The organism is Lamprocystis purpurea DSM 4197 (assembly GCF_000379525.1).
Classification (GTDB): domain Bacteria; phylum Pseudomonadota; class Gammaproteobacteria; order Chromatiales; family Chromatiaceae; genus Thiodictyon; species Thiodictyon purpureum.
Window position 1 is genome coordinate 237998 of the sequence record NZ_KB902362.1, and the last position, 11977, is coordinate 249974.

Sequence of the window (11977 nt, forward strand, 5' to 3'; positions counted from 1 at the left end):
GATTATAGCCTGCGAGGCAGTTGACCGCGCCCCCAGTCGACTGCCCGACCGAGTCCGTAAATGACGAGTGCCAAAGTGAAGCTCAAGGTCGATGCCAGCATGACCACATAGAGCGGGAAGGTCACGGTGATATAGCGTTCGATATCAAAGGTGTGAACCAGGGCCACGATCGGTGCGGTCGACAGCCAGAAACCGATGCTGATCAGTGCGGCCTGCGCCGACAGGATCAGCCGCCGGGGCATCGTTCGACGCCCGAAAAAACAGAGCGTTGCCCCGATGAGCGAAAGCGTAGCCAGGTGTATGTGAGCAGTGTTCATACGCTTGGCAAGATCTCGGCACAGCGTGTTCAGAGGAAAGGGATGAGGAAACGCTTGCCCCCGGATGTCGCTGCCCCGTTCATCGATCAACCGCTGGACCAGCGCCAAGTCGGGCGCAAAGGTCCCCGGCGACCACGCGTGTTGGTCGTGACGATAACAGTCGTCCGCTGACCGATCGAGCAGAAAGCGCTTGAACTGTCGCACGACCCGTCGCGCGTACAGCCCAGGCGCATCAGCGATACTTGCTGTCAGCAACTGACGATAGGTGCGCACCACGTCGTCGCTGGTCGGGCCGAAGTAGCGACGCTCCAATGCGATGCGTCGTATTGCGAGCGTATACATGCACCGGTCGCCGTTGAATCCCAGGAGCGGCCAGCTCTCATCCTCTTGTACATCCTTGAGGAACTGTGCCACATCGCGCGCCGCGGTGTCGCCCAGCAGTTGCCGGGCTCGGGAATCCGGAGTCTCCAGCGCCTGGCCTATGATATCCGCATTATTACAAAATACCGTGGTTGGCCCAAACAGTCGAGCGGATGCGTCATGGTATTGCTGCGCCAGATAGCGATCCCCGACGACGACGGCGGCTGGTAAGGCGATCATGGCCCCCCAGGTCGCGATCAACAGGGTTTTTTGAAACCGCATCCGCTGTTGCCACAAGCCCCAGGTAGCCAAGAGCAATGTCAATCCGGCCAGCGCCAACAGCGCGGGCTTCATACCAACGATCGCCGCGGCGCAGAGTCCGGCGCCAAGCGCACACGCTGCCAGGTTTGCGCGTTTCAGTCGACGGTCGAGCATGAGTTTGAGGGAGAGCCACAGGGCCGCGAGTGCCGCAATGGACGATAAGATCTCCGGTGCGACATAGAAAACCGAGGCAAGGTAAAGGGCGGAAAGCGAAAAATAGACGACCACGGCGGCGGCCGCAATCAGATGACTCATCGCGCGATTGAATGCTGTGCGTGAGTGATCGAGTGAGCGGGCCGCGAGCTGTCCCGGCAGCAGGACGATCGCATAGATCAGCGGAGCACCGAGCAGATAGGCGGCAATGTGCAATGCAATGAGGTGATCGAGGGTGCCGCCTGACCAGATCGCTGCAAAGGCAATCGCCGGATAGACAAACGGCCGCACGAGGTGGCCCCAGTCTCCTGCAAACAGCGCCGTCGCTGCCGGTGCCAGGTATGTGGAACTGTCGGGCTGTAAGTCAACCAGCCGCCAGGCGCCCCAGAGCGAATGTGCGACAAGTGCAGTGACCAGCACGGCTGTACCTAGACTGAGCAGGATCAGAAAGTGGAAAAATTGATGTGAGGTGAGGAGGGTCAGCAATTGCCGCCGCTTGTGCAAGACGATCAGGAGTGCGCAGAGTAATGCAAGTCCCTGCAACCAGGGTGCGATATTCTGAGTGATAAGATAGCTGTACGTGTGGACTCCCGACGCGGGTGATATGCCATCGGTCGAGGAGAACAGCAGGAGTCGTTTCCAGTGAGAATACCGGCCACTTCCCAGGCTTCTGATCTCATCATGCGCGGCATGCGCCTTGGGCAGCGGACGCCCGTCTTCAAGAAGCTCCAGCGCTGAGCCGTTCGGCGAATACAAGTCATCGCCACGCGTAGGAGAAAAAAGACTGAACCCCGACTCCTTCGGTAACCGGAGAATATAGGCAAAACCTTGATCATGTGTAATAGCGCTGGGATCTATGGAGGCAGTCTTCTCGGGCGCGGTGAGTTGCAACGCGATTGCCAATAGTACTATCAGTGCCGCTGGCCGGAAGAGTAGCCGGGCCGCTCTTCTCGTAATGAAAACAAGCGAAAAAGAGGTTTGGCCGGCTTGGGTCTCTCTATCGCGGCCGAACAAAGCGGTAAACAGTGTTTTGTTCATCCTGAAATCAATGGGATAGCAGGGCTGGAGATGATGCTGATGTGCGGCGCAAGTCTCTAAGAACTGCTATCAGAGTCTTGGCGCCGCCGGTCGTGACAGCGGTCGCGGTTAGCGGTGCAACAGCAGCACGACAAGTACGATCCTGCTGTAAAGCGAGGCCACCAGCGAAAATTGGATCAAGGGATGGCGGCGACCGCCGATTGTCCATAGATAGGGGGCGAGAATCGTCTCGGTGAAGTGATGACGTGCCGTCCTGACCAGCGACTTGACGGGCACATAGTTGACGCCGGTGCGGCTGTATTGAAGATTGGCATTGGCGACTTCGGCAGCAGTCATTCCGCGTTGGAATTGATTGCGGATACCAAGCATTGCCCACAGGCGGTACCAGGTCGGGCTCGTGATCGCGCCGCCGAGCGGAACGAACGTATGCGGTTCAATCAGGCTGTAACGTGGTGGGAACGTGTGAATCGCTATCCCGCCGGGTTTCAGCACCCGCGCGATTTCTTTTAGCGCGAGATCATGATTCTGTACATGCTCGAAGACGGAGTTCGAAAAAACGAAATCGAAGGTCTGGTCCTCGAAGTCCAGCCGGTAATCCGCTGAATCGACCTGGTAATCGGGTATGTGTGCTGGTCTACCGGTCAAGGAGAAGCGAAAAAAATCCGTATCGGTCGGGTTGCGTCGTTCAACGTAGTCAGCAATATCAAAGCCGTAAGCATCGAACCCGCAATCGCGGTAATCGTAGACGGCGCGCCCGCTGCCGCAGCCGAAATCCAGGACGCATGCGCCGGGGCGCAGGTAGATTCCCGCCGCCGCCAGCATCAGTCGATGGAAATACACCAGGTTGCATCCAACCAGGTGGTCCGGCAGTCGTTCAATCGCCGCTCGCTGAGCACTCAATATTGCGTACTCGATGTTGCGCACTCAAGAAAAATCAACGTGTATCAGTTGTATCCCCGGCCCGCGCGTTCGGGTCGCTGGTCGTGGTGTTGCGCGCATTCGCCAGGTCTGCGCGGCCGTGCACCTGTTGGGGCTCGGAAAGAAGCTAACGCGCATAGCATATCATGATCTCAATCCGGAACTGCTGTCGGCGCTGATGTTACGCCCATGTCGACATCGAGTCCTTGGAACGAGGGCGATCTCGGTAGTACGAGCGCCAACGTGCGTCTGTTAACCGGGGCCAGGCGGATGATCTTGTGGTGCAACGACTTAAGCTCCGAGTTCTGATGTCGACTGCGCGGCGCAACGGTGAGGCGCGTGCGGGCATAGGACAATCAGTGTCTCCTATGATAGCCTGACACTCGGTGGTCAGCGGCTTCGACATCGCACTGGAAATCACGTTCGATGATGCTGTCGGCGGACGTTCGGTCCTCTGTGCTGCATCTGTGGCTTGCTCTCTTTTCTTGTCCAACGCCATCGCCAACAGCGGTTTCAAAGACGGAGATGATCCTGGCAGCGCAATCATTGAGTGTTCGAGCGTCTTCTTGCCAAGCCCGCAATGAAGGGCTGGTCGATCCGCGCGTCGCCGCTGCCCTCGCTTGGTGCGCGGCGCATGGCGAAGGCGACCTGACGCTGGCGATCCCCTTTACTTTGTCGACCGCGCAATTGCAAGCCCTCTTGGCGGAATCCGGCGTTCTCAGCGTTCTCTCGATGCCCCCGGTCGACTCCGGTCTGTCGGCGGAGCGTGTCGGCGCGTTCTTGCCCGCGGAGTTTTCGTGGTGTCTGCCGCCGCGGTTGGCGCGGCGAATCGTCTATATCGGCGGTCGTGACAGCATCACGGCGCGGATGATCCGCACCGCGTTGCGTGGCGGCGTCAGGAGCATGGTGTTCTGGGATCTCGACCGCTGGAGTTCCCGGTCGCTCCTGTTCATGGCGATGTACAAGGTTCTCAGCAAACTCTGGTCGTTGGGCTTGATTGTGCTGTCCCGGGTGGGCGCGGTCATGCCGGGCCGATCGGCCTTGCTGGAAGGGATCGCCCGTTATCGGTTGACGCGGTTGCTGGACTCAACGCATCACTTACTGCCGGCCCCGGATGCGCCCGTCCCTGGCCGTATCATCATGGCATGCCCGACTTTGGTCGCGGGCGGTGCCGAGCGCCAGATTGTGAATACCGTTCTCGGCCTGTGCCGCGGCGGAGATGCGGACGTGACCGTGCTCGTTTCCCACCTGTTTTCGCCGCCTGGGAATGATTTCTTTTTCGAACAACTTGTCACCGCCGGGGCGGACGTCCAGGAAGTGCAGGGGCCGATGAGCAATCTGGACGCCTGGGATCGCCACGAGTCCCAGCCGGTCGCGCGTTTGACGCAACAGCTTCGGCCCCTGCTGCACAGATTTCCGCCCGAGATCGCACAAGAGGTCGCGAACCTCTACATCACTTTCCGTGAACTGCGTCCAGCCGTTGTTCACGCCTGGCTGGACCACAGTTGTGTGTGTGCGGGTCTGGCGGCGCTCATGGCCGGGGTGCCGCGGGTGCTGTTGTCCGGTCGCAATGTCAGTCCGGTCCATTTTCCGTACATCCTGCAGCCATTCATGCGGCCCGCGTACCGGGCCATGGCGACTCGTCCGGAAACGGTCTATGTCAACAACAGTCATGGCGGGGCGGCCGACTATGGGGCCTGGCTTGGGCTCGAAGGTGCCAGGTTCCAGATTATCTACAACGGGCTCGACAGCGATGGGGTGACCCGTGCCGCGCCGGATCGGATCGCCGAGTTCAGGCAGCGCTACGGGATCCCCGAGCAGGCCAGGCTGGTCGGTGGGATGTTCCGCCTCTCGGCAGAGAAGCGCCCCGCACTCTGGGTCGACACCCTGATCCGTCTGACTTCCGAGCGCGACGACATCCGCGGGCTCTTGTTCGGGGCTGGTCCCTTGCAGTCCGACCTGGAGGCCAAGCTCGCCCAGGCCGGCCTCGGGGACCGCGTGCGCCTGGTCCCGCCGACCAAAGAAAGCATCCTGGCATTGTCCGCGTTCGACGTGCTGTTGCTGGCGTCCCGCTGGGAAGGAACGCCCAATGTCGTCATCGAGGCGCAGGCGGTCGGTACACCCGCGGTGGTGTGCGGGGGCGGCGGTGCTCGGGAGGCCCTGCTGCATGGTGTCACCGGTCTGTTTGTCGAGCAGCCGAACACGACGGCGCTTGCCGCCGCACTCCTGTCGCTGTTGGACGACCCGGGCTTGCGGCGGCGGTTCGGCAGCGCCGGTCCCGCGTTCGTGGCGGAACGTTTCGGCCTGGAGCGGATGGTCTCGGCGACTTTGGAGACCTATGGGTTCGCCCGGTGATCCGCGGCTGCCTGATACAGCGGCACCGAAATCCCGCTACCATGCGCGTTTGACGGAAGTCGCCTTACCCGCGGCGACCTGGCGCTCAAGACAACACGTGGAGATGCGGTGACGGCATGTGCGGCATAGCAGGTATTTTGACCGAATCCGGGGGCTTCGATGCCGATGCGTTGCGTCGCATCGTGACCGATGTGCGCGATTCAATGGTGCATCGGGGGCCGGACGCCGCCGGGGTCTGGGTCGACCCGGACGGCGGTTGCGCCTTGGCCCATCGGCGACTGTCCATCATCGACCTTTCCGAGGAGGGGCGTCAGCCGATGGGCAACGCGGACGGATCGGTGCAGGTCACCTTCAACGGCGAGATCTACAATTACGAGGGGTTGCGTGACGACCTGGTCGCTCAGGGTCACTGCTTTCACTCGCATACCGATACCGAGGTCATTCCGCACCTCTTCGAGACCTTCGACCCTGCCCGGGTGACACAGTTTGACGGCATGTTTGCTTTCGGTGTCTGGCATCGCGCGAGCCGCCGCCTGCTGCTGGCCCGTGACCCCTTCGGCAAAAAGCCGCTGTACTATGCCCAGGGGCCGGGCTGGTTCGCCTTCGCTTCCGAGTTGCAGGCGCTCACCCGGATGCCGGGGTTCGACGCGACCATTGATCAGGACGCGTTGGCTTATTATCTGTTGCTCCAGTACATCCCCGCACCCTTCAGCATCTACCGCTCGGTGCGTAAGCTCCTGCCTGGTTCCACCCTGGTGGTGGATACCGACGGCGGGGCCATCCGGGTGCGGGAGCCGCAACGCTACTTCAGTTTCACACCCACCGAGCCGCGGGGTGCGGGCGGTCCGTCCTATGCCGAGCGCGAGGAAGAGCTGCGCTTGCGGGTCCGGGAGGCGGTGCGCAAGCGGCTGATGAGTGACGTGCCGCTGGGCGCCTTCCTCTCCGGCGGCGTCGATTCGGCATTGGTGGCCGCGATGGTCACGCAAGAACTGGGTCGGCCCTTGAGCACCTTCTCCATCGGCTTCGGCGGGACCGCGGAGACCGAGCACCTGTATGCCAGGGAAGTGGCGCAGCATCTCGGGACCGATCACCACGAGGAGATCCTGAGCCCGGATGCATTGCAACTCGTCCACGAGATCGCCAACCGGCTGGACGAACCCAATGGGGATTCCTCCTGTCTGCCGACCTACCTGCTGTCGCGCTTTACCCGCGGGCAGGTCACCGTGGCCCTCTCCGGGGACGGCGGAGACGAACTGTTCGGCGGCTACGGACGCTATCGCGACACCCTGATGGAGCAGGGCAGCCGTGTTCAGCGGTTGGTGCGTGCGGTGCGCACCCGGCGCGGAGCCACCCCGGCGGACGGCTACCTGTCCCCGCGCTGGCTGATCTTTCAGCCGGAGCAGGTCGGCGCACTTACCGGTGGGCTGCCCGCCGCCGTCGCGCACTCCCTGGCGGACTGGCGGGTACTGCTCAATGACCCCGGCCAGCCGCTGATGCATCGGATGCGCGCCCTGGACGCCGAGACCTATTTGCCGGGGGCGGTCCTGCCCAAGGTCGACCGCATGAGCATGCAGGTTTCACTGGAAGTCCGCTGCCCACTGCTCGATCGCGACGTCGCCGCGCTGGCGCAGGGGATGCCGCTGTCCGCCTGCTGGCGGCCGCCGGCCGAAACCAAACGCATCCTCAAGGATCTGGCGATCCGCTACCTGCCGGCGGAGTGGATGCATCGGCGCAAGATGGGATTTGGATTGCCGTCCAGTGCCTGGTCCAAGGAGGCGACGCTGGACCTGGCCCGCGACCTGCTGCTCGCGCCGTCCAGTCGACTCGGTGGCCTGCTCGATGCCGCGGCGCTCAAGGGGTTGGTGGACCATCAGGCCCGACCCGGCTGCTTCTCTGTTTATCAGGTGTGGCCGCTGTTGATTCTGGAACTCTGGCTGCGCCGGGCGATGAGCGGTTAGGCGGTTTCACGTCAGTATCTCGATTGGAACTGCTGTCGGTACCCGACCCTAGCAGCCTGTCGGACTTTAGGCGATTTCCGAATAAGACGCTATCAAGAATCAAGCTCCGTAGGAGCCCGCTTGCGGGCGACGTGACCTGTCAGTCCCGCCACTCCTCATGGGCCAGCGGCAGGCTGTTGAGTAGGTCTCGATAGTGCGGCCATTGCGGCATCAGGCTATCCAGCAGGGCCGTGAATCGCTCATCATGGTGTCGCTCCAGCAGGTGAGTCAGCTCATGGGCCACGATGTACTCGAGGCACTGGACCGGCTTTTTGGCCAGTTCCAGATTGAACCAGACGCGGCGTGTGGCCGGGTTGCAGCCCCCCCAGCGGGTCTTCATCCGCTTGATGCCCCAGTCGGCCACCTGCACCCCCAGGGCCGGCTGCCACGTATCCAGCAGGGGCGGGATCAGCGCCCTGAGTTGCTCGCGGTACCAGCGCAGCAGGATCGCCTCCCGCTGCGCCGCGTCGGTGGCAGGGCGCACGAACAACTCAAGGGCGGCTAGGCCGCGCACCGCCACCCTGGGCTGACCCTCTTGTTCGCAGACCCGCAGTCGATAGCGTCGACCCAGGTACCAATGGCTCTCGCCGCTCACCATCTCGCGCTGGGACTGGCGGGGTTGCTCGGCGAACCTGGCTCGCTGCCGTTTGATCCATCCCAGCTTGTCGATCACGGCCAGTCGCACCGCCTCGTCCCCGAGCACGAGCGGCGCGGCCACGCGCACGCGCCCGAGCGGCGGGTAGACGCCCAGGTGCAGGTTCTTGATGTCTTTGCGCACCACTTCGACCTCGATACCCGAGATCGTCAGGTGCCGGGTCTCAATAGTCACTTTGGTGTTTGGCCAGTTCGAGTAGGCGCGTCGCTTCCGCCTCGATCGCGTAGCTGTCGCGACCGTCGCCATCATCGAGACCGTCCGGGGCCTGCGCCGCCGCATGAGCCTGCTGGAGCGCCGTGCGGATCGCCAAGCGCACCCGCTTGGCCTTCATGGTGCTGTCGCGCCAGCCATCCATGCGGCTGGCCTCGATCGCCGCGTCCACCGCCAAGGTCAGCCCCTCGTTCTGGCCCAGGTTGTTGTAGAGCGCCCGTTGAGCCGCGGTCTTCACGTTCGGAGGATAGCCGCCCGGACCGCCGCCCGGCAGGGTCGCGTCCCTGGTCAGCTTGGCGATTTTTTCCAGGTAGTCCTTGTAGGTCAGCATCCCCTTGCGCCGCTGCTCGATCAGCGCATCCAGCAACTTGGACATCTTCTCGTAGTAGGCCGGGTCGACCGGGGTCTCGTTGACGATGATCCGGCGGACGTTGTTCTCGATGGTCTCCGCCACCGCGCCCTCGCTCTTGCGGAGACCCTTGGGCAGCGCATCCACCGCCTCGGGGCCGCGCTCGACGATCAGGGCGATCAGGCTCAGGTCGTCGAAGTCGGAGATTATCTCGCTCTCCTGCGCGCGGATGTAGGTGTCGATCAGGTGCCGCATGGCCGGCTCGAACGCCTTCAGATCGATGTAGTCGCCACTGTTGCGCTTGACCGTCGCGCTGACCTTGGCGAAATGATCCACCTCATCTTTGATTTGCTCGATCTCATCGATTCTGTAACCGGCCGCGGCGACCTCGTTGGCGATGCTTGCATAACTGCGCAGCAAGGCGCCCACGAACTTGTAGAGCTTCACCCGTTTTGGTTCGTTGTCCTTGAGTTGCCTGGCATTGCCCGACTCCTTGGCGCAGAACCAATGGAAGTAATCCAGTTCTTCGCGCGGTGCCTCCACCGGCTCGCACAGCGCCTTGACCGCCTCGCGGGCCTCTTCCAAGTCCTCGCGCGCCTCGGCCAGCCGATCCTTCAGCAACCCCTGCACGTCGGCCTTGTCATAGGCATCGAAGGCGCCGCTGGTGTAGTCTTCGACCGCCCCTTCCAGACGCTTGAACAGGTCCTTGTAGTCGATGATGTAGCCATAATCCTTGCTGACACCGTCCAGCCGGTTGATTGGCGAGATAGTCGTCCGGCGTCACAGGCGGACCCCTTCTCGATGGATATTCTCGATCAGGGCCGGGTTGCTGAACCGCTCGGGATGCGCCCACTCGTCCTCCCAAAACGGGATGGCCTCGATCACGATGCCCGTATCCAACAGCACGTCGAATGCAATGTCCGCCATCTTCAGAGCCTGATCTACCCGATTCCCCGGAGCGCCATGAAGCACAACCGCGAGATCGACGTCGCTGTCCTCGCGATGGGTCCGGCGTGCACGACTGCCGAAAAGAAAGGCGTCGGTCACGTCAAACTCAGCCGCGATCCGACCAATAAAACAACGCACGGCAAATTCTGCTTCCTTGCTTAAGTTGACGCTGGTAATCATAGTGTGCAACTCTCGCTTATCGGTTATTTCATCACTCACGTCAAGATTCTTGAATCCACTCTTTCCTGAATACCGTAGGCGCCGACGGATCGAGCTTACGCCATTCGCTTAGTGCATCCGGGAGAAACCCCAGTTCATAGGTCATCCAAAGACACCTTGAGGATCGCCTGGCCGTCGTTCAGGCGGGTCTTTGTCAGGGCATTCAGTTCCAAGTCGTCTATGCGTTCCATCGGCGCCTCCCACGCCTTAGCGGGCACGCAGTAAAACGCCGGTTCGTTGCGGTTGAGGATGGCCACCGGAAAACCGTCGTCTTCTCGTTCCCACGCTCCAGCGTGGGAATGCCGTCCGGCCGCTCCAGCGGCCCGCGAAACCACGCGCAGAACCCTCAGGTGCGATGCAAGAAGACATAGCGTGCAAGCGATTTGTAGTGACTTCCGTATTCAACGAGATTCGGGATTCCTGGTCCATCGCCGCGCCGATAGGTCAGGATCACCGAACGCGGTGTCCCCCCGTAGGTCAGGGATGCCTTGCCATCTTTCAGGAAGGTCGCCAAGACGCTGACGAACAGCCGGATATGTGGGCGATTGCGCTGCGGCGAGTCAAGCGTGACGATCTGCCACCCATCGAAGTCCCGCGCCCGGCCATGGCTATCATACAGTCCGATGCCGACGAACCGGTAGACAGTCCCCTTATTCATACCTGGGATACCCTGGCCGATCGGGATTGCCGCCAAATTGCGCAACAGTTCCTCCTCGCTCATCGCGTGCCCCCGTCAGATTGGTTGGACCTTTCGCGCGTAGGCTCCAGCGTGGCAATGTGGCGGCGCTGGCCCAGCGGCCCGAAACGCGACACTGGAGTGATGGGGCTTGCTCCCACGCTGGAGCCTGGAGCCAGATGAACGTTCGTCATTCGCGGCTCCCGACTAATCGCCGACGATCGGCTCGATCAAGTCGCCTAGGGTTCTACCCTTTGCAGCAGTGTCGTGGTGCAGAGCAGGCCAGTCCTTCTCGGATGATTCGTCGCCGAGGATGACTGCCTTGCCGTCGCGCCATACGACCGCATAGTGTCCCAATCGGCGCTTACGGTCCAGTGCCTCAGCGACTGCGGTCCGCAACGAATCGAGGATCTGCTGGTCTTCGTAGGAAACGCCGTTCATCGGTTGGCCTCGCTCAAGAGTCTCTGGAATAGCTCGGGTTCTAGAACGTCTAGAGTCTCGCCCTGCTGAACGAAAACCAGTTGCGGCAACTCGCCACTATTGAGAAAGCAACGGGTATGATCCACTGCGCGAGCGTAGACTTGAAATAAGTTCTGTAGGCTGCGGGGGAATCGGCGCTCGATGGCGACACGGGGAATCGAGTGTCCACCGTGGGCGACGCGCTCGGTGACCCGCAGGATCGACAGCTCGGCCGCCGGCAGCGCCAGGTAAAGCAGTTCCACCCGCCAACCCTCGGATCGGAGGCGCCGAATCAGGCGAAGATAGCCGCGACCGGACAGGGTGGTTTCAAAGGCGAAATCCCGGCGCGCCTGGACATTCTGCTCGATCTCGCTCAGAAATAGACGGCTGGCGGCCACCAGGTGTCGTTCCTGATCCAAGGGCGAAAGACCGAATGCGATCAAGTCGGCATTCACGAATACTTTGCAATGGGCGATCTCCGGCAGGTACTTTAGCGCGAAGGTGGTCTTGCCAGCGCCATTGGGGCCGGCAATAATCCGGCAGACCGGCTGGGTGTCGGTGATCATACCAGGCGAATCCTCCCGGTCAGCAGTTCCTGCATCATGCCCTGTTTGATGTCGCGGGTCTTGTCGCGGCGGGCTTCGAGGGCGGTGATCTCGGCGTCCATGTCGGAGAGGATGGTGGCGATGGCGGTTTGTTCGCTTGGATCGAGGGGTATGGAAATCGCAATATTGAGCGCGCTCGAAGGACTGATTCTTTGATGACTCCCAGTAGTTCCTGATGCAGCTAACTCCATCTCTCCGCAAAAATAAGGCGATGAGCAGAAAGCAGAAAGGAATTTGCGTGACACTGATTCCTTTGGCACGAGAATCAGAAATTCTGTAGATGCAACAGAGTGGTCCGGAACATCGATTGGTGCCCAAACCCTTGGTATCCGGGGGTTGAGCTTCGAAACCAACACTGCTTCCCTTGGAACACGAAACTTGTTGCTGTTCTCTGGCT

The 11977-nt window shown here is 61.5% G+C and carries 11 protein-coding genes and 1 pseudogene; 2 read left to right on the forward strand and 10 right to left on the reverse strand.

Annotated elements, in window-relative coordinates; translation table 11 throughout:
• Nucleotides 1-2 precede the first annotated feature (2 nt).
• Both A39O_RS0100995 and A39O_RS0101000 read right to left on the reverse strand, forming a co-directional pair.
• On the reverse strand, nt 3-2189 hold the full coding sequence (locus A39O_RS0100995; protein WP_157639543.1) for a hypothetical protein: 2187 nt from the start codon (nt 2187-2189) through the stop codon (nt 3-5).
• A gap of 108 nt (nt 2190-2297) precedes the next feature.
• A complete protein-coding gene (locus tag A39O_RS0101000; RefSeq protein ID WP_157639544.1) occupies nt 2298-3113 on the reverse strand; it encodes a class I SAM-dependent methyltransferase in 816 nt (271 codons plus the stop codon).
• A gap of 519 nt (nt 3114-3632) precedes the next feature.
• Between A39O_RS0101000 and A39O_RS0101005 the strand changes: the two genes are divergently transcribed.
• On the forward strand, nt 3633-5462 hold the full coding sequence (locus tag A39O_RS0101005) for a glycosyltransferase (RefSeq protein ID WP_020502852.1): 1830 nt from the start codon (nt 3633-3635) through the stop codon (nt 5460-5462).
• 116 nt (nt 5463-5578) lie between these two features.
• Entirely contained in the window at nt 5579-7420 is a 1842-nt protein-coding gene (asnB, locus tag A39O_RS31415; protein WP_083924396.1) for an asparagine synthase (glutamine-hydrolyzing), read from the forward strand.
• A 139-nt stretch (nt 7421-7559) separates the two neighbouring features.
• Here the strand turns inward: asnB and A39O_RS0101015 are convergent, their stop codons facing one another.
• The 8 genes and pseudogenes from A39O_RS0101015 to A39O_RS40125 all read right to left on the reverse strand — a co-directional run.
• A complete protein-coding gene (locus A39O_RS0101015) occupies nt 7560-8288 on the reverse strand; it encodes a M48 family metallopeptidase (RefSeq protein ID WP_020502854.1) in 729 nt (242 codons plus the stop codon).
• Nucleotides 8278-9303, reverse strand: coding sequence for a hypothetical protein (locus tag A39O_RS31420; protein ID WP_020502855.1), 1026 nt, complete (start codon nt 9301-9303; stop codon nt 8278-8280). Before A39O_RS31420 ends, A39O_RS0101015 begins: the two co-directional genes overlap by 11 nt.
• 150 nt (nt 9304-9453) lie before the next feature.
• Nucleotides 9454-9801 (reverse strand): nucleotidyltransferase domain-containing protein, encoded by a 348-nt coding sequence (locus A39O_RS0101025; RefSeq protein WP_020502856.1) that lies wholly within the window; start codon nt 9799-9801, stop codon nt 9454-9456.
• 134 nt (nt 9802-9935) lie between these two features.
• Nucleotides 9936-10097, reverse strand: a complete 162-nt coding sequence (locus A39O_RS31425) for a hypothetical protein (protein ID WP_020502857.1) — start codon at nt 10095-10097, stop codon at nt 9936-9938.
• Nucleotides 10098-10186: 89 nt separating this feature from the next.
• Entirely contained in the window at nt 10187-10561 is a 375-nt protein-coding gene (locus A39O_RS0101035; protein WP_020502858.1) for a hypothetical protein, read from the reverse strand.
• A 162-nt stretch (nt 10562-10723) separates the two neighbouring features.
• Nucleotides 10724-10957 (reverse strand): hypothetical protein, encoded by a 234-nt coding sequence (locus tag A39O_RS31430; protein ID WP_020502859.1) that lies wholly within the window; start codon nt 10955-10957, stop codon nt 10724-10726.
• Entirely contained in the window at nt 10954-11541 is a 588-nt protein-coding gene (locus A39O_RS0101045) for a zeta toxin family protein (protein WP_020502860.1), read from the reverse strand. The genes A39O_RS31430 and A39O_RS0101045 overlap by 4 nt, the downstream gene beginning before the upstream one ends.
• Nucleotides 11538-11957 (reverse strand): annotated as a pseudogene (locus A39O_RS40125) (hypothetical protein); the annotation flags it as partial. The pseudogene A39O_RS40125 and the gene A39O_RS0101045, both read right to left, overlap by 4 nt.
• Nucleotides 11958-11977 lie beyond the last annotated feature (20 nt).

Excerpts from the sequence above, each read along its gene's own strand:
- A39O_RS0101005 (WP_020502852.1), top strand. The coding sequence starts at position 3,633 with ATGATCCTGGCAGCGCAATCATTGAGTGTTCGAGCGTCTTCTTGCCAA.
- asnB (WP_083924396.1), top strand. The coding sequence starts at position 5,579 with ATGTGCGGCATAGCAGGTATTTTGACCGAATCCGGGGGCTTCGATGCC.
- A39O_RS0101035 (WP_020502858.1), bottom strand. The coding sequence starts at position 10,561 with ATGAGCGAGGAGGAACTGTTGCGCAATTTGGCGGCAATCCCGATCGGC.
- A39O_RS31430 (WP_020502859.1), bottom strand. The coding sequence starts at position 10,957 with ATGAACGGCGTTTCCTACGAAGACCAGCAGATCCTCGATTCGTTGCGG.
- A39O_RS0101045 (WP_020502860.1), bottom strand. The coding sequence starts at position 11,541 with ATGATCACCGACACCCAGCCGGTCTGCCGGATTATTGCCGGCCCCAAT.
- A39O_RS0101025 (WP_020502856.1), bottom strand. The coding sequence starts at position 9,801 with ATGATTACCAGCGTCAACTTAAGCAAGGAAGCAGAATTTGCCGTGCGT.
- A39O_RS0100995 (WP_157639543.1), bottom strand. The coding sequence starts at position 2,189 with ATGAACAAAACACTGTTTACCGCTTTGTTCGGCCGCGATAGAGAGACC.